Here is a 15,898-nt window from a genome sequence, read left to right as displayed (position 1 = left end):
TCAGCGTCGCCGTACGGGGAAGTGTCGTGGACCCACCCTGCCTCCTCACTGCCTCCCAAGGACTTGCTCGCCGCCATCGACGTCGAAGGTCGCACCCGTCAGTGCCGAGTTGGTCATGATGTGAACAGCGAGCGCTGCCACGTCCTCCGGTTCCACGACCCTCCGGATGGGCAGGCTTCTGCCAAGCTCGCTGCGACGGGCGTCGAGATCGTCGCCGAGCAGTGACGCTGACAGAGGCGTGTCGACGAAGCCTGCCGCGAGCAGGTTCACTCGGATGGGCGCCAGCTCCAAGGCGAGATTCGCGACCAGAGCCGGCAGGGCCGCCGCGAAAACGCCCGCGACGGCCAGGCCGGGGCCGGGGCGGCGTGCGCCGGTGCCGGTGATGAAGATCAGCGTGCCGCCTGGGCGCACGGTGCCGATGGCCGATCGGGCGACCTTCAGGGTGAGGAGGAGGTGCTCTTCGAGCGCGCCGCGGACGCGTGCCAAATCCATATCTGGTAAAAGGGCGTAGTAGGACCCACCAGCGGTGACGAGCACATGGTCGATCGGTTGGGGGAGCTCCTCGAAGAACCGTTCGAGGAGCTCGTGCTCCGTGGCGTCGAAGGCAGCCGTGCTGAGCGCGCCGACCTCCTGCGCGGCCAGTCGCAAGTGATTAGGATCGCGGCCGGTGAGAATGACATCGGCCCCCTGCGCGCGGGCCTCGAAGGCAGTCGCACGGCCGATCCCCCTGCTGCCGCCGATCACGACGACAGTCTGTCCTGTGAGCGGTCCGGAGGAGCGCCGGATCTCTTCGTTGCTGAACACGGTCATTTCACTCMCTGCGGAACGGGACGATCGGCCACCGGAAGCGCGCATGTATTGATTCTGGGCGCCGCGGTAATCGGCATCGCACCTGGCCGGACATTGGATACAACCGGGGCCGTGACGATCGCCGAAGCCGCCGTGATCCGACCCATCACGATCACCGCTGCCGAAAATCCGCCCTGAATGGCTGTTGTCAGGCCCCTTGCGCCGGATCCCCCGATCAGCACAGGAACCACCGCCGTGATGAGCAAGGCCCCGACTCCGGATCCGCCGTTGTTGATGGCGGAGGCCTCGCCGAGGTCGGCGTCGCTGACGGCCGCGCGCACGGCGGCTGTCAGACGTGTCACCAGCAGGCCGACTCCGAGCCCCAAAAGCAGAATCGCCTGCACATAGCTTTCGCCTGGACGCGCGCCCGAGAGCAGGAAGAAGCCGACGGCGACCGCGAGGATTCCGGCCACCATCAGCCAGGGCGGGCCGAGCCGCGCGACGAGCGCTCCGGCGAACGGCGAGAGCGCTAGAAACACCACTAACCCCGGAATGAGCACGGCGCCTGCCTGCTGACGCTCATGACTTTGTTCCCCTGTCTTGACGGGTCGCTTCGAACACGGAGAGGGGCATCCGCCGTGCCGAAGTCGACGTTATTACGGGAGCCAACGGGCTGGAACGCCGGGTTCTCCGGCATCCGGATGCTCGAATCGCACACCAGCCGCCGACGGGTGCGCGACGGCACGCCCACCGTACTGCGATGCGGGGTCCGACGCCAGAGCGGCCTCCACTATCGGCCCAGTCCCGAGCACGAAGCTGCCGCCGATCGAACCAGAGGAAAGACCAGGACCCGGATGCGCCCGGGGTCGATGCGGTGGGCGGATCGGCTGCAGACCCGTCCGCCGAACCCGAGCGGGCTGAATGCGCACGCCACCTGGCCGACCTCGCGGCGGCCTCCCGGGAAGCCGCCGTCGCGGCCGGCATCGCACCGTACCCGACGGCATGCTGACCCGAGCCGCACTCCGCCCCGGACTGCTCACCCCAGCGTGAGGAGCAGCCGACAACTATGCGCCAGGATCGTTCGGATGTGGCGACAGCGGCGTCACACTGTCGCGCCGCCACACCCGTAGCGGCATCGACGCAAGCACCTCCTCCAGTTCGTCGGCGTCACGCGCCTGGAAGAGACCCCAGGTGCGCCATTCGCCCTCTGCGAGGGGAGGGCGCCACAGCCGCAGGAGGTTTCCCTGAGCGGCGAGGGCGCGCGAATTCGCCGCCTCTCTGCTCCGCATATTGGCGACTGCCTCGTCCGACGTGCCCTCCGGGACCGTCGTCCTCATGTCGACCAGGAACTCCATCGGGTTTCCTCCCGCCTCCGATCGCGTGAACCCTACGCCTCGATCTTCGACACGTGATAGTGCCGGATAAGCCACTCGCCCTCCGAGCGCACCAGCGCCACGGTCAGATGCACCGGAATCACCGCGGCGTTCGGCGGCGTGAAGTCGACGTCGACGAACGCGAGTAACGTGTCCTCCGAGAACGCACGCGTCTCCAGCACCGTGTACGTCAGGGTGAGCCCGCCTGGCTGCTTGTCGTAATAGGCGGCGACTCCGGCTCGGCCAACGACCGGCGTCCTGTCGAAACCCTGGAAGATCGCATCCTCGGTGAAGTACGCGGCGACGCGCTTGGGCTCGTGGCGCCGCACAGCGTCGGCCCAGCTGTCGAGCACCCGGATGAGTGCAGCAGCCTGTTCGGTCGTAACGGTCATGGTCACACTGTCGCTTTCTCGAATCTCGTCAGTTTCCGACGTTCTGACCGCCGTCGACATGGAGGAACTCTCCCGTGACGAACGGAGCCCGCTCGAGGTAGAGCACGCCGCGCACAATGTCGTCGATCGCCTATCCGTCCTACCGGGTGCAGGGCTGCATAGGTGTCGAATGCCTCCGGCGCGTGCAGCGGGGTCTTGTTGACGCCCGGACCAGCGTTCGGTCAACTACTAACCGATGCAGGTATAGCCGACTGGTCGTATTACTGCAACCCTGGGACGAACATCTGACGCGCCGGAGTGCTTCCTGGCAGCGGACCGTCGAGCTTTTCGGGCAGCGCTCGTACGCGAGGATCGGCATACCCGAGGTCTGTGCGGCCGCTGGGCTGCCGAAGGGGAGCTTCTGTTACTTCGTCCCCTCCAAGCAGGCGCTGGCCCTCGCGGTCGTCGACGAGCACTGGGTGTGGCAGCGRGACCTGGGGGTGAACATCCTCACCGATCCGGCTCCGATCGTCGAACGTCTGTGCCGCCTTTTCGTGCTGATCGCTGAGATGCAAAGATCACCAGGAGCATGACGGTCGGGGCCAACCGGTTCGACCTGACGTACGCGAGGGGCGGTCTGTCCGACGACGCGCTGCTGACGAACATCCGGCTCTGGAAACGAGGTCGCGCCCCCCCGGTACGCGAACTCCTCGCGAGTCAGGCGTCCAAGACGGTTTCGGCGGCCGGTTGAGCACAGCACAGCAAAGTTTGCGACGCCTCCGGTCGCTCCAGCGGCTCGGGCGAGTAGTCGACCGCGCCGCTGAGCAGTCCGGTAACGCAGGTGTGGCACACGCCAGTGCGGCACGACCATCGCGTCGACACGTCGCAGGCCTCGGCCAGGTCGAGCAGCGACCCGTACCGGTCCGACCAGTTCACCGTGAGACCGCTTCGGACGAAGGTCACGGCCGGCCCGGTTCCCGCGGTTCCCACCGGCGGGTGCGGCGCGACCGGCGTCATCGCCACGACACCGGGATTCAGCGACGCCAGCGCGCTGAAGAGCTCGGAGTGGATGCGTCCCGGGGCGATGCCGATGGCCTTCAACGCCTCGGTCATCCCTTCGATGAATACCGGCGGGCCGCAGACGTAGGCCCTCGACGCCACGTCGAAGCCGAGCGCCCGCAAGCCGTCCGCATCCAGTCGGCCGAACATCGTTCCGGGCGCCGGCCCCTCGAGCGGCGGGGCCGAACGGGTGAACCAGAGGAAGGAGTGGGCGTTCGTCAGCCGGCCGAGCAGCTGCTCAACCTCGGGGGCAAGGCCGTAGTCTGCCTCGGCCCTGGCGACATGGAGCCACCACACCTGCCGATCCGGCTGCGTGGAGGCCAGTGAGGCCAGCATCGACAGCACCGGGGTGATCCCGATTCCCGCCGAAAGCAGCAGCACCGGCTCGTCGGTGTCGTCAAGCACGAACTCCCCGCGGGGCGCCGCGACGTCGATGACGCTTCCGTCGGCGACCGTGTCGTGGATGTACGGGCTAACGGTTCCGTGCTCCTCCCGCTTCACGCTGATCCGGTAGGTGGCGTCGTCCGGGCGGCCGGAGATCGAGTAGCTGCGGACCGCAGACGTGCCGCCGACCGGCAGCCGCAGCGTCAGGTACTGGCCGGGCTTAGCCGCCGGGAGGGCCGCGCCCGATCTGTCGCTCAGATAGAGGGAGCGCACGGACGGTGTCACCTGGACGGTCTTGGTCACGGTAAAGGGCCGGAACCCGTTCCATCCGGGTTCCTGTCCCGCCTCGGCCTGTGGCCCGGTCTGGCCCATGTCCGCCGCGGCGAGCAGCTCGTGGAAGGACTGCTGCCAGCCGGGGCTCAGCGCCGGAATGCCGACCGCGAGCTTCAGGAGCTCGTGAGATCGGTCCGGCAGATAGAGCAGGCCGTCGATCGCTTCAACGGTCAGCTGATGGCGTCCATCGGCGACTTTCACGATCGGGTCGCCGGGCTGCACTGTGCCTTCCGTGAGCACCCGCAGGTAGAAGCCGGGTCGCCGGTGAGAGACGAGGAGCGAAGCCATCTGCGGTACTCCCAGGCGCAGGCCGACGCGGTAGCACGTCACCCGTGGCTGTGTCACCTCGAACTTGGCGTCACCGATCCGGTACCGGTCGCCGATGCARACCTCATCATCCGCGAGGCCCGCGACGGTGAAGTTTTCGCCGAAGTTGCCGGGCACCAGGTCGTCGCGGTTGAGGTGTTGAGACCAGTGGTCATAAGACCCCTGCTGGTACACCATCACCGCGCGCTGTTCACCGCCGTGGCCACCGAGGTCCCCTTGGCCGTCGCCGTCGACATTGAGTCGTCGAACGAACCGGGGGCCGTTCACCGGGTATTTGTAGATGCCGGTGTGGACTTTCCTACCCTTCCAAGAAACGTCTTTCGGCATTCCCACGTTGAGCGCCAACAGCTTTCCGACGTTGTCGCTGACGCGAAGATGATCGGTCGCGGCCATCAGCTCGGCCCCTTCTCGCCCATCACACCCTCCGCGATATCTGGTGCCCGTCCAGTAGTGACTGTGGCATCGCTCATCCCAACACGCTCAATTCATCCCGTCTCGATCTCTCCGCCGGAAGCGCTCTAACCACCACGGGTTGCCCCGCAAAATCCGGCTCGTGTGCGGCCCGCGAAGCGGCAGCTGCGGTGCTCCTCGAATCGGCTTTCCTCAGTCCGCCGCGGATGGTCCCGCGCCGACCCGCCTGCGCGCACCCCCGATCTCCCCGCGCAGTGCCTTCAGCGCGGAGACATAGATTTCCGAGAAGGTCGGGAACGGCTGGATCGTGTCGCTTAGGACATCAATGGGGACACGGGCCCGGATCGCCAGCGTCGCCTGCTGCAGCCACTCGCCGGCCTCCGGGCCGAGCGCGTACGCACCTGTCAGCCGTTCGCCGTCGCTGAGGAGGGTCAGGAAGCCGTTGCTCTCGGCGTCGGCACGCGTGTAGGTGGAGGTTTTCGGCAAGTCTGAGACTGGGGCCGTGGCGCTGAAGCGGCCCTCGGCGGCGCCCACCGCCGCGGCCTGCGGGTCCGTATAAGTGACCCGCGGAACGGCCTCATAGTTTGCCTCCCGCGCCTCACCGAGGATGTTCGCGGCGACGACATCGCCCTGATACTTCCCGACGTGGGTCAGCGGCCAGATGCCGGTGACGTCACCGATCGCCCACAGCCCGTCCGCCACGCGCAGGCGTGCATCGACAGGGACTCCGCGGGGATCCGGCTCGACGCCGACGGTCTCCAGGCCGATCCCACTAATCCGCGGGCGCCTGCCCGTGGCGACGAGCAGCCGGTCACCTCTCAGCTCGCGCCCGTCGTCGATCTGGACGACGTAGTCCCCGCCCTCGCGCCGCGCCGTGGTCGCGGCCGCGGACAGCACGAGTTCGATGCCCTCGCCGCTCAGAACTTCACCGAGGGCCTCGCCCAGCGGCGCCGGCTCCCGGGCCAGGACGTGCCCGGACATGTCGATGACTGCCACCTCGCCGCCGAATCGGCGCACGGCCTGGGCCATCTCGACACCGACCGGGCCGCCGCCGAGGATGAGCAAGCGCCGGGGAACGGCCTTCATTGAGGTCGCCTCGCGGCTGCTCCAGACACCCTCTAGACCCCGCAGGCCCGGGATCGGCGGCACGACCGGATCGGCGCCATTGGCCAGGACCACCTGGGCGGCGGTGTGCCGCACGCCGTCGACCTCGACGACGCCCGGCCCGGCGAGCCGCCCGGTGCCGCGCAGCAGGTCGATACCGTGATCGGCCAGCCAGCGCTCCTGCCCTGCATCGGAATAGTCCGAAACCATGAAGTCGCGCCAGGCCAGCGCCGCTTCGACGTCGACTGCGGCAGTGGCGGCGGCCTCGCGTGCCGCATGGGCAGCCTCACCGGGCCGCAGCAGCGTCTTGGACGGGATGCACGCCCAGTACGAGCACTCGCCGCCGACTAGTTCCCGTTCCACGACGGCCACGCGCAGACCGCCCTCGGCCAGCGCGCCTGCACAGTGTTCACCCGGTGAGCCGCCGCCGATCACAATCACGTCGTAGTCGCTGTTCATGTCGGCAACTCCTCCCCGGCATGCTCGCGCACCATGTAAAGCGCGTACCAGTCAGGCCAGTCCGGGTCCTCTTGGCCCGTGAGTTCCTCGTGTTTGCCATGTGCTGCCGCGGCCCGCCTGAGGGCTTCGGCAAGATCGTCCATGGATTCGTACGTCGTGGCCATCAGCCTCTCCCTTCAGCGGCCCGGAAGCCGGGTCTTGATCTCCTGAAGGACCCAGCCGTTGCCGTCCGGGTCGTTAAAGGAGGCGAACGAGCCGTAGTCCGGGTGTCCGGGGGCCGGTCCGTCGACACGTCCCTCGCTTCCGGCGTGGTGGAAGATGCCCGTGGCGTCGTGGAATGTCTCGCTGACCTCGACCCCGCGCGCGATCAGGTCGGCCCGGGCAGCGTCTATGTCGTACACCGCCAGATGTAGGCCCTGGGATGAGCCCGGCGGCGCCGAGGTGACCCCCTTGCCGAAGATGATCGAGCAGCCGGAACCCGGGGGCGTGAACTGCATGAGACGGTAGCCGTCCTCCACGGCCGCTTCGGCGTCGAACCGCCAGCCCAGGCCCTCGTAGAAGCGCTTGGCCCGATCGACGTCCGAGACCGRCACCACGATGACCTCGAGCCTGAATTCCCCGGGCTTCACCGGCGGACTGCCGGCTGCACTTTGTTTGCTTTCGTCGACGGTGCTCATCCCGGCCTCCTCGGTGGGGCGCGCCATGAAAGAGCGGCATCGGGCTCACCGGCGACCCGGGAAAGGCGTGCCGGCGGCGGGCATCAGGCCAATGCTGCGGGCTTGCGCTGCAGGGGTCGCCATGCGCTTTTCCTTGTCGCCCCCCGGTCGGTCTGCGGCCGAGGACGCTGCCCTCGGGACCCCACAGTGGCCTCATCCGGGACGAAAGTCAAGGGGGCAGCCTAACTCGTCGGATGCAGCGGGGGAGAGCCAGGGCCCAACCCTTGTGGCGAGCAACGCAGATCGCCCCGGGCATGCACGGGGGATATTCGAACGGGCATGCAGCCACGTCAACGATGTGGGTCTCCTCAGTGAGGAAACCGATTCCTCGAACGGTGGGCAACTGGGGAACTTTCCGCAAACCTTCAGCCACATTGGGGCTGGTCAACGCAGCCTGGTCCATCCAGCAGGCGGAGCGGCGCAAAGCGCAGCACTGACAGTACAGAATCCCTGTACTTCCGGGCTGGCTGACGGGGCCCGGCCCGCTCCTCGACCGCGGCTGCAGTGCCAAAGTCAAGACCTAAATCAATCATCCAAAAGCTGGAACGGCGGGGAAATGCGGGGGGCAAGCAGGGGCGCTCGTCTCTGGAAAACGCGCCCTGGGAAGTGCTCCCCCTAAGCGAGCCTGCCCCTCCCTGTCCAATCCCGGCCCCCCTGTTGCCTCACGTCAATACCTCCGGGAACGTGGGGTCGTTGCCTCAGATGAAATCCTCCGGCTGCCGGGGCGGTTCCACCGTTCGTTCACGGCGGGTTTGACCGGGGCGGGCTGTTTGGCAGTGGTGAGGGCTTCAAGCCGGCCGGTCAGGGCAAGGATCTGCCGTGAGAGGGCGGCCGGCCTGATCTTCTTGTATTGGGCGTTCATCCGGATCACGGGCATCCGTGCCAGGGCCGGGTCGGCTGCGGCGCGCCGGTGCGGCGTCGCTGCCCGGTCATGTGTTTTGCTCACCTTGGCTCCGCGGCGGACCTTGGCGACGAGTTTTTGCTGGGGCAACAGATAGTTGGTGAAGATCCGGTCCAGCTCCCAGATCTCGTTGAGCAGCTCCAGTTCCGCGGCGGTGTCATAACGCAGGTAGCCGACCAGCTCACGGACCCGGGACCAGTTCTTCTGCTCCACGTGGGCGCCGTCGTTCTTGTTGCTCGGACGGGACCGGGTGAAGGTGATGCGGTGCTGCACGCAGAACTCGAAGAGCTCGTTGTTGATGAACTCGCTGCCGTTATCCGAATCGATGCCGATGACGGGAAACGGGAAGACAGCGAGGACGTGCTGCAGTCCCGCGAAGACGTGCTTCTGCGCCTTGTTCGGCACGGACCGGTTCACGGTCCAGCCGGTCGCGATGTCCGTGACCGTGAGGGTGAAGCAGAACTGCCCGGAACTGTTCGAGCCCTCGTGCCCGACCAGATCGATCTCGACGAAACCGGGCACCGCATCGTCCCACTGCGCCCCAGGTGCGGATCGGGATCTGGGACTTCAGCAGCGACCCGGGCTTGGTGTGGGACCGGCCCCGCGGTAACAGCTTCGCCCGCTGGCCCGCCAGCCGCCGGTCGATGGTCGCCGCGCTCATGCGGGCCAGCAGTGCCGCCTGCCCGTCGGTAATGTCCAGGGCCTTCTCGGCCCGCAGCATCGGCACGAGATCCGGCAGCATCGGCGCCAGCAGCTTCCCCGCCGGGCCCCGCAGCACCGCCCAGCACAGCACGAGCCCGTCCTGCAGGTCAGCCCCGTACACCGGGGCACGTCCCGGCCTGACCGGCCGCAGCCGCGGCGGGTCAAGCGCATGCCGCAACACCGCCCGGGCATGATCCCGGTGCCAGCCGGTCAGCTCCACCAACTCATCCAGGATCCGCCCCTTCCTGGCCCGGTCACCGGCCCGGTAGGACTCGGCCAGGTGCTTCGTGACAGCCTTGCGTTCGCCCATCGTCAATCCCATCCCTCAAGGATGTCCGCGCCCCCACCCTTCCCGGACCTTTTCATATGAGGCAACGTATCGGGCTACGCGGAGGTTTTTTATGAGTCAACGCGGCCCCTTGCTGGGTGCCCGGCGCCGGCGTAGGCTCGCCCGCAGGAGCGGCGGTGCCACCACAGCGCAACTGGGTGCCAGCAACGACGTCGATGGCAGGGACCGTCGCCGCTCACCGGCACGTGAAAGGCGGCCGAATCGTGCGCTCAGATATTGCACCTGGCGGCATCTTCCCCGATTACGAGTTGCCTGACCACGAGAACATCCCCCGCAGGATCAGTGAGTTGCAGGGGGAGGACCCCCTGGTCTTGATGCTGTCGCGCGGACACTACTGCCCTAAGGAGCATCAGCACCACCTTGAACTTGCCGCGTTCTACCCTAAGGTCGCTGTGGCCTACACGCAGATGGCAACCATTGCGACCGATGACCACCACGTGCTCCAGGAATTCCGTGCGTCGGTGGGTGCGCAGTGGCCGTTCCTCTCTGATCCTGGCCGCACCGTGCAGCAGGATCTGGACATCCAGGAATACACCGATCCGGACCACGACCCGATGATCCCACACACGCTCGTTCTGAAGCCCGGCTTGGTCATCCACAGCATCTACAACGGCTACTGGTTCTGGGGGCGTCCCTCCGTCGACGACCTCCGCCGTGATCTGCGCGCAGTGACGAAGGAGATCCGGCCAGACTGGGACCTCAGCACGCCCGGCCTACGTGAGGCATGGGATGCGGGCAATTGGGCGCCCTTCCACGGATGGAACAAGCGGGTACGGCCGGACTGAAGACGTCGAGTCGGCCTCTAGCTGTGAAGGACGTGCGACGGACGCGTCTGAAGTTTCTGGCGCTCATAACGGGTGGCCGCAACTCCGGGGACACCTCTACATGTGGACGCAGATTGTCGGCAAGATCCGCATGGCGCACACTCCGATGCTGAACCACTGGTGGCAGGTGACGCTGTACCTCACCCCGCGCGGCTTGACGACGTCGTCCATCCCCGACCGCCATGACGCCGTCGACATGGAATTCGAATTCTCCGAGCACGTCCTGCGGCTAGGCACCGGCAACGGCATGAGCGCCAACGTTAACCTCAGCCCGAAGCCGGTGGTCGAATTCCATGGTGAGACCTTCGATGCCATGAACCGGCTCGGCACCGAGAGGGCCATCCGGGCGGGGCCGAACGAGGTCGAACCGACCATACCGTTCGCCGGGGACTACCTGCATGCCTCTTATCACAGCGAAGCCGTCCGGCTGTTCTGGCATCAACTGCTCCAAGCGGACCGCCTGCTCAATGCGTTCAGGTCCTACTCCCGGGGCAATGTGAGCCCCGTGCACTTCGGCCCTTCGCGCTCAGCGACAACACCATCTCGTCCACGCCGGTCAGCCGGCGCTGCCGTTTCTTCACGGTCTGCGGGTCGAACGTCGCACCGGTGTCCCGCGGCACGTCGATCTCCACCGGCCCGATCTCTGTCATGACGGTCTTGGCGCCGGTGCCGTTGCGCGAGTTCCCGCTCCCGCGCCCGGACCCGTCGTGTTTGCCGTAGCCGAGGTGCTCGTCCATTTCCGCTTCCAGCGCGGTCTCCAGGACGTTCTTCGTCAACGGGTTCAACAACCCGTCCGGGCCGACCAGCTCGATTCCCTGCTCCCTGGCCTGGGCCAGGAGCTGCTTCGCTAACTTTTGCTGATCCAATTCAGTCGCCATGGGGTCCATGGTTCCGCTCATGATCAGTCCTCCCCGCCAGGCACCGCCCGGCGTGTCAGGCCAACCCCGGATCCACCGTTATTCAGACACTCCCGGCCGTTTCGCTGGTTCCTAGGCAGCGCTTTTGGTTGCCTGAAATGTGGCAAAAAGGAAGTGTGTACAAAGTACACACTTTGGGTTTCGGACTGCGTCGTATATGGGTCGGACCGGGCCGGATTCCGCATGTTTCTCGGGGAGTCCAGTATTGGCAGGGGTGGGAATGCAGTTCGAGTCCCACCTCGGGCACGTGTTTTCCCTGTTCAGGGGCTTATGAGCCACTGAGTGTGTACAAATCTCCTTTTATGGGCCCCTGCAGGGGCCCATTTTTGTTGGTGGCCGTTGCGGTCTGGCGGCTCCTTCTCTTGGCTTGGACAGGGGGTGTTGCTAGTCACTCCTTCATGGCCGGGAGCGCTTGGAACGGCATGACTTGCTGTGACTCGGGGATCAAACCCTCATGATCATCCCTGTCGGCAGCCGGAACGTCAGGGAACTCTCTGTTACTTGGGCCCGGGGAGAGGGCGGTGGTTGTTTGTCCGGCCAAGGTGGTGTGCACAGGGTCCACAGGCGTAGCCGCGTGATTCCGTGGCKCATCGGTGACAGAGTGCGCCGTGCAATCGCCCACGCCTGGACCCTCAACGAGGCACCGACCATTGACGATGTTCGTGAGCGCGGACAAGGATGGGCACCGGGCCGCAGCTACGCCACCGCACGGCTCTGGCGCCCACTTACCACCACCGAAGGAATCCCAGCATGACCGACATTGCAAGTGATGACTACAACGGGGCCACCCGCGTCGAATACCTCCTCGGCGCTCCCCTCAACGAGAACGTAGTCCGCCAATGGCCGCAGATGCGCGAAATCGTCCGAGGCCGCCAACTCATCGCAGACGTCGAAGGCAACTTCCCCGAACTCACCCTGGAAATCGGCCGCCGGCACCGGCTGGGCACCACCATCGTCGTCGAATGGACCTGCAACTACGGCGACGGACGCCTCTACCGCAACGTCACCATTGGAGAACTCGTCGACGGCACAATCACCCACATCACGGACTACTGGGGGGAGCCGGTAGAGACCCCGAATTGGCGGAAGGGTATGACCGACCGGCTAGAAATGCCGGCAGATGGCGTCTGGAAAGACGCAGCCCACCTCGGCCGGCACTGACTCGACAGGATCAGCGGCAAGCCGGCCGGCGTCTTCCGTCTCACTGCCGGGAACTGGCTCGGGGTCATGGCAGCCGGCCCGCCAGGGACCTGTGGGAGGGTTTACTCGCATTCGGGAGACCCGTATCTGTAAGGGATTTCTCGCGGCGGGGGGAGCGAGCGGAGGATGCCGGCATATGGGACCTTCGGGACAGGCGCTTGTCAGCCTGGCTCGCCGCGCAGGGGAGCTGTGGCGAATTGACGCATGCCTTCGTCGAAGCCTACGGTCGGTTCCCAGCCGAGTTCGGCCTGGATCAGGTGGGAGGATGCGGTGATGTGGCGGACATCCCCCAGCCTGTATTCACCCGTCACGATCGGGGCAGGTCCGGCACTGAAATTACTAAGAGCCGCGGCAACATCGCCGATGGTGTGCACCTCGGAGGCGCCGACGTTGTAGGCCCGGAATGCAGCAGCGCCGCCCGCGGACAGCGCCTCGGCCGCAGCGATGTTCGCGGCGGCCACGTCCCTGACATGAATGAAGCTGCGCCGCTGGGCGCCATCTTCGAAGACCCGGGGTGCCGCACCGCGGGCCAGGGCCGAGCGGAACAGCGAGGCAACACCGGCATAGGGGGTGTCGCGCGGCATCCGGGGACCATAGACGTTGTGGTAGCGCAGGGCGATCGCCACCCCGCGGGCGCTGCGTGCCCACGCGGCGGCGAGATGCTCCTGGCTGACTTTTGATGCCGCGTAGACGTTCCGCGGATCCAGGGGCGCGTCCTCGCTGACCATGGAGGGAATAAGGATCGCGCCGGACGCAGGGTTCCGGGGGTCGTAGATGCCGGCGCGCAGGTCGGCCTCGGCGCGCGGTCCCGGTCTGACCGCGAGGCCGGTTTCGGAATCGATGTAAGCACCCTCACCGTAGACCACCATCGAGGAGGCCAGGACCAGCCCGAGAATGCCCTGGTGTTCCATGGCGGCGAGCAGGACAGCGGTGGCGTAGTCGTTGTTCCGGACGTAGTCCGGCGCGTCAGCGAAGCTGACGCCGAGCCCGACCTTCGCGGCCTGGTGGCAGACGGCGTCGATCCCCTCGAGCGCACGCTCTGCCGTGTCCGGTTCCGTGAGATCGCCGGTCAGCAGCTCCACCCTCGAATCAAGGGCCGGCGGCCCCGGATGGAGGCCCGGGTCCAGGGAGTCCAGGACGCGTACGAACCATCCCTTGGCGAGGGCGGCGTCGACGATGTGCGAACCGATGAATCCGGCACCGCCGGTGACGAGGAGCCTCACTGTGCGGGCACGGACTCGTGTGTGACCGGGAGTGCCATGATCCGGGCGACGGCGGTCCGATCCATCAGCGGGCGCGGTGCGTAGTCCTCGGGGATCGCCGCGATCGTGGCCTCCAGCACGGCCAGGACGCTGTGCTGGGCTTTCTTCAACCGTGCAAAGACGGCCTCGGCGGTGACCGGTTCCGAGCCGTCGTGGCCGGTGTCAGAGTCTGTGATGAAGGCCAGGTTCGCGAAGCCCATGTTCAATTCCGCGGCCAGCACGGGCTCGGGGTACTGGGTCATGCTGATGATGTCGGCACCGCCGGTGACGTACCACGCCGACTCGGCCTTCGTTGAGAACCGCGGTCCGTTGATCACCACCACGGTGCCGTACGGGGCGTAGGGGAGGCCCCGTGACGCAAGAGCTGCCTCCAGGTGCGACCGTAGTGTCGGGCAAAACGGTTCCGAGGCGGGCAGATGCTGGACACCCGCCGGGGTGACGCCGTCGGCGACGGTGCCGTCGAAAAAGGTATCGGCGCGTCCCCAGGTGCGATCGATGAGTTGGTCGGTCACGACGAAGGTCTCGGGACCGAAGCCTTTCCGCAGCCCGCCCACCGCAGAGGAGGAAATCACTGCCTCGACCCCGAGGCTCTTGAGCGCCCAGAGGTTGGCCCGGTAGTTGATTTTCTGGGGCGGAAGCGAGTGTTCGCCGCCATGGCGGGGGAGGAACGCTACGGTTCGTCCGCCCATGTCGGTCAGTGTCACCGGACCGGACGGCGGCCCGTAAGGGGTCGCGACGTCGACGGTCGCGCGCACAGTTGCCCCGGTAAGCCGGTACGTTCCCGAACCGCCAATGATGCCGATGCGTGCCTGGGCCGGCCCGGGAAGTGGTGTGTCCATGATGTAATCCTGCCATTCGTCGGTGTTTGTCCATGACGGGTCTGTTCCGGTCACCGGCCCGCGGGGTCCGGCGCCCCGGTCGTGAGTCCGGAAAGGGCAGCCAGCCGCAGCCCGTCGCGGCGCCGCAGCCAGGTGCCTCCGGCGATGGCCGCGGCCGCCAGGAGCAGGGCGCCCTGGTTGAGTGGCTCGCTCCAGGGTCCGGAGGGGACCATATAGATGATGTCCAGGGCGAGGATCACCCCCACGTACTCCCAGCGCCGGCTCAGCACGATGAACGGCAGCAGCATGAGCCCGTACCAGGGGTAATTTGGGCTGACAATCAGCAATGTCAGCCCGATCATGACGGTCTGCTGTTCCCAGACATTCCCCGCCTGGGTGCGCCGCAGCACGCAGAGGGCGACGACGGCCAGGGCCGCCGCGCTGAGCACCGGCGGCCAGGGGCCGGCGGAGACGAGCTGTGCAAGACCGAAGCGGATGCCGCCGCTCTGGCTGTAGTTCTCTTCTTTGAGGTAGCCGGGCAGGAAGCCCAGGACGCCGGCCCCGGCGATCGCCACGTAGGGCAGGTAGAGCAGCACGAACGTGGCCAAGGCTGCGGTGATGAACCGGGCCGGGCGCCGCCACAGCAGCGCGGGAGCGGCAATGACCGGGATGAGTTTCGTTGCGACGGCGGCCCCGAAGGCGGCCCCCGAGCGGATCGGCCTGCCGCCCAGAAGCAGCATCCCGGCGGCAAGGATGAGGACTCCGGCCAGGACGTCGACGTGGGCGTTGTTGACCGCTTCCAGCTGCACGAACGGACTCCACCCCCACACGGCGGCCAGGTACGGCGGTGATCCGCGGCTGGCCAGCGCGCGGAGCAGCATCAGTGCCATTGCCACGCTAAGGAGCAGGCCGGCAACCTGGAAAGCCATGAAACCGGCCGTGTCCGGGACCGTGGCGCGCACGCCCAGAAAGTACAGTTCGGCTGTGGGCGGGTAGATCGTGGGTACGTGCGGGCGGTTGATGGCCGTGCACAGCGGGTCCCCGGAAGGATAACCGGATGCGGCGACGGATTCCGTTCCGAACAGGTCTCGGGCACACACGGGCTTGCCGTCGGGGCCTGTGGAACCGGGGGCGAACAGCCAGCCGGGGCGAAGCCTGCTGAGCGTTTCATCGATGGGCACATACGAGTAGGGGGAGATTCCGGCTTTTTGAACGATGCCGTCCCACGCATACCGGGCCGAATCGTTGCTGGTTCGGGGCGGGGCGCTCACGGCAACGAGTCCGAGCAGGACCGTTCCCGTGATGATGACGGCCCCCACATGACGCCGTGGCACGTGCCGTAGCAGGCTGACGGCCGCGATGAGGGACAGCCATGACAGGCAGGTGGCGATGATCTGCGCCGTTTCGAGCGGGTTTCCGGGGACCACCATCCACCACAGCAGTGCAGCACTTGTGAGGAACACAAGCGGAAGGAGCACGAGGACCTTGATCCTGGTTCCGCTTGTCCGGCTGGATTCTGTTGCAGTGACGCCCACTCTCCGATCCTGCCCCATGTCCGGTGCCCGCGCTGCAGACGGGCCAAGGATTTCAGCGAATCGT

General features: G+C 66.7%; 16 protein-coding genes and 2 pseudogenes. 5 read left to right on the top strand and 13 right to left on the bottom strand.

Translation table 11 applies throughout. From position 1 onward, the window contains the following. Positions 1 to 45: 45 nt before the first annotated feature. The 4 genes from AC1D1A_RS19935 to AC1D1A_RS19920 form a co-directional block, all read right to left on the bottom strand. Positions 46 to 810, bottom strand: a complete 765-nt coding sequence (locus AC1D1A_RS19935) for an SDR family oxidoreductase (RefSeq protein WP_476948522.1) — start codon at positions 808 to 810, stop codon at positions 46 to 48. Next, positions 807 to 1,349 carry an MFS transporter gene (locus tag AC1D1A_RS19930; RefSeq protein ID WP_476948521.1) on the bottom strand — a complete coding sequence of 181 codons (543 nt, stop codon included), beginning with the start codon at positions 1,347 to 1,349 and terminating at the stop codon, positions 807 to 809. Before AC1D1A_RS19930 ends, AC1D1A_RS19935 begins: the two co-directional genes overlap by 4 nt. Before the next feature lie 504 nt (positions 1,350 to 1,853). Continuing rightward, positions 1,854 to 2,144, bottom strand: a complete 291-nt coding sequence (locus AC1D1A_RS19925) for a muconolactone Delta-isomerase family protein (protein WP_476858167.1) — start codon at positions 2,142 to 2,144, stop codon at positions 1,854 to 1,856. A 32-nt stretch (positions 2,145 to 2,176) separates the two neighbouring features. Continuing rightward, on the bottom strand, positions 2,177 to 2,554 hold the full coding sequence (locus AC1D1A_RS19920) for a YybH family protein (RefSeq protein WP_476948520.1): 378 nt from the start codon (positions 2,552 to 2,554) through the stop codon (positions 2,177 to 2,179). A gap of 116 nt (positions 2,555 to 2,670) precedes the next feature. Here AC1D1A_RS19920 and AC1D1A_RS19915 point away from each other — a divergent pair, with 116 nt between their 5' ends. Continuing rightward, the gene (locus tag AC1D1A_RS19915) at positions 2,671 to 3,126 is read left to right on the top strand and encodes a TetR/AcrR family transcriptional regulator (RefSeq protein WP_476858169.1); all 456 of its coding nucleotides are present in this window, start codon (positions 2,671 to 2,673) and stop codon (positions 3,124 to 3,126) included. Positions 3,127 to 3,250: 124 nt separating this feature from the next. On the opposite strand, the gene AC1D1A_RS19910 is transcribed toward AC1D1A_RS19915, so the two are convergent. From AC1D1A_RS19910 to AC1D1A_RS19895, 4 genes are all read right to left on the bottom strand, one after another. Next, positions 3,251 to 5,029 carry an MOSC domain-containing protein gene (locus AC1D1A_RS19910; RefSeq protein WP_476948519.1) on the bottom strand — a complete coding sequence of 593 codons (1,779 nt, stop codon included), beginning with the start codon at positions 5,027 to 5,029 and terminating at the stop codon, positions 3,251 to 3,253. 210 nt (positions 5,030 to 5,239) lie between these two features. Then, positions 5,240 to 6,610, bottom strand: coding sequence for a dihydrolipoyl dehydrogenase family protein (locus AC1D1A_RS19905; RefSeq protein WP_476858171.1), 1,371 nt, complete (start codon positions 6,608 to 6,610; stop codon positions 5,240 to 5,242). After that, positions 6,607 to 6,774 carry a hypothetical protein gene (locus tag AC1D1A_RS19900; RefSeq protein ID WP_476858172.1) on the bottom strand — a complete coding sequence of 56 codons (168 nt, stop codon included), beginning with the start codon at positions 6,772 to 6,774 and terminating at the stop codon, positions 6,607 to 6,609. The genes AC1D1A_RS19905 and AC1D1A_RS19900 overlap by 4 nt, the downstream gene beginning before the upstream one ends. Before the next feature lie 12 nt (positions 6,775 to 6,786). Then, positions 6,787 to 7,287: a VOC family protein gene (locus tag AC1D1A_RS19895; RefSeq protein WP_476948518.1), complete on the bottom strand. Its 501-nt coding sequence runs from the start codon at positions 7,285 to 7,287 to the stop codon at positions 6,787 to 6,789. Here AC1D1A_RS19895 and AC1D1A_RS19890 point away from each other — a divergent pair. Beyond that, positions 7,208 to 7,945 carry a glycoside hydrolase family 15 protein gene (locus AC1D1A_RS19890; RefSeq protein ID WP_476948517.1) on the top strand — a complete coding sequence of 246 codons (738 nt, stop codon included), beginning with the start codon at positions 7,208 to 7,210 and terminating at the stop codon, positions 7,943 to 7,945. The two genes, AC1D1A_RS19895 and AC1D1A_RS19890, sit on opposite strands and share 80 nt — an antisense overlap. Positions 7,946 to 7,993: 48 nt before the next feature. Here AC1D1A_RS19890 and AC1D1A_RS19885 read toward each other — a convergent pair whose 3' ends face one another. After that, a complete protein-coding gene (locus tag AC1D1A_RS19885) occupies positions 7,994 to 8,749 on the bottom strand; it encodes an integrase catalytic domain-containing protein (protein ID WP_476948516.1) in 756 nt (251 codons plus the stop codon). A 732-nt stretch (positions 8,750 to 9,481) separates the two neighbouring features. Between AC1D1A_RS19885 and AC1D1A_RS19880 the strand changes: the two genes are divergently transcribed. After that, positions 9,482 to 10,063, top strand: a complete 582-nt coding sequence (locus tag AC1D1A_RS19880; protein ID WP_476948515.1) for a redoxin domain-containing protein — start codon at positions 9,482 to 9,484, stop codon at positions 10,061 to 10,063. Next, positions 10,008 to 10,556: pseudogene (locus AC1D1A_RS19875) on the top strand (DUF5996 family protein); the annotation flags it as partial. The gene AC1D1A_RS19880 and the pseudogene AC1D1A_RS19875, both read left to right, overlap by 56 nt. A 61-nt stretch (positions 10,557 to 10,617) precedes the next feature. On the opposite strand, the pseudogene AC1D1A_RS19870 reads toward AC1D1A_RS19875, so the two are convergent. After that, positions 10,618 to 10,989: pseudogene (locus tag AC1D1A_RS19870) on the bottom strand (transposase); the annotation flags it as partial. A gap of 780 nt (positions 10,990 to 11,769) precedes the next feature. Between AC1D1A_RS19870 and AC1D1A_RS19865 the strand changes: the two are divergent. Continuing rightward, positions 11,770 to 12,180, top strand: a complete 411-nt coding sequence (locus AC1D1A_RS19865; RefSeq protein ID WP_476850832.1) for a nuclear transport factor 2-like protein — start codon at positions 11,770 to 11,772, stop codon at positions 12,178 to 12,180. 200 nt (positions 12,181 to 12,380) lie between these two features. Here AC1D1A_RS19865 and AC1D1A_RS19860 read toward each other — a convergent pair whose 3' ends face one another. The 3 genes from AC1D1A_RS19860 to AC1D1A_RS19850 are packed head-to-tail and all read right to left on the bottom strand — an operon-like array spanning position 12,381 to position 15,834. Further along, on the bottom strand, positions 12,381 to 13,442 hold the full coding sequence (locus tag AC1D1A_RS19860; protein ID WP_476948514.1) for an NAD-dependent epimerase/dehydratase family protein: 1,062 nt from the start codon (positions 13,440 to 13,442) through the stop codon (positions 12,381 to 12,383). Beyond that, the gene (locus AC1D1A_RS19855; RefSeq protein ID WP_476948513.1) at positions 13,439 to 14,320 is read right to left on the bottom strand and encodes an MTAP family purine nucleoside phosphorylase; all 882 of its coding nucleotides are present in this window, start codon (positions 14,318 to 14,320) and stop codon (positions 13,439 to 13,441) included. Before AC1D1A_RS19855 ends, AC1D1A_RS19860 begins: the two co-directional genes overlap by 4 nt. A gap of 50 nt (positions 14,321 to 14,370) precedes the next feature. Then, entirely contained in the window at positions 14,371 to 15,834 is a 1,464-nt protein-coding gene (locus AC1D1A_RS19850) for a glycosyltransferase family 87 protein (protein WP_476948512.1), read from the bottom strand. Positions 15,835 to 15,898: the final 64 nt, after the last annotated feature.

It is taken from the genome of Arthrobacter sp. P1_B9 (assembly GCF_056406495.1).
This window is presented reverse-complemented; position numbering and strand designations above follow the sequence as displayed.

What these genes read in the sequence shown, in the direction of transcription:
- AC1D1A_RS19935 (WP_476948522.1), bottom strand. Translation starts at nt 810, where the DNA reads ATGACCGTGTTCAGCAACGAAGAGATCCGGCGCTCCTCCGGACCGCTC.
- AC1D1A_RS19925 (WP_476858167.1), bottom strand. Translation starts at nt 2,144, where the DNA reads ATGGAGTTCCTGGTCGACATGAGGACGACGGTCCCGGAGGGCACGTCG.
- AC1D1A_RS19920 (WP_476948520.1), bottom strand. Translation starts at nt 2,554, where the DNA reads ATGACCGTTACGACCGAACAGGCTGCTGCACTCATCCGGGTGCTCGAC.
- AC1D1A_RS19905 (WP_476858171.1), bottom strand. Translation starts at nt 6,610, where the DNA reads ATGAACAGCGACTACGACGTGATTGTGATCGGCGGCGGCTCACCGGGT.
- AC1D1A_RS19900 (WP_476858172.1), bottom strand. Translation starts at nt 6,774, where the DNA reads ATGGCCACGACGTACGAATCCATGGACGATCTTGCCGAAGCCCTCAGG.
- AC1D1A_RS19890 (WP_476948517.1), top strand. Translation starts at nt 7,208, where the DNA reads ATGACCTCGAGCCTGAATTCCCCGGGCTTCACCGGCGGACTGCCGGCT.
- AC1D1A_RS19865 (WP_476850832.1), top strand. Translation starts at nt 11,770, where the DNA reads ATGACCGACATTGCAAGTGATGACTACAACGGGGCCACCCGCGTCGAA.
- AC1D1A_RS19855 (WP_476948513.1), bottom strand. Translation starts at nt 14,320, where the DNA reads ATGGACACACCACTTCCCGGGCCGGCCCAGGCACGCATCGGCATCATT.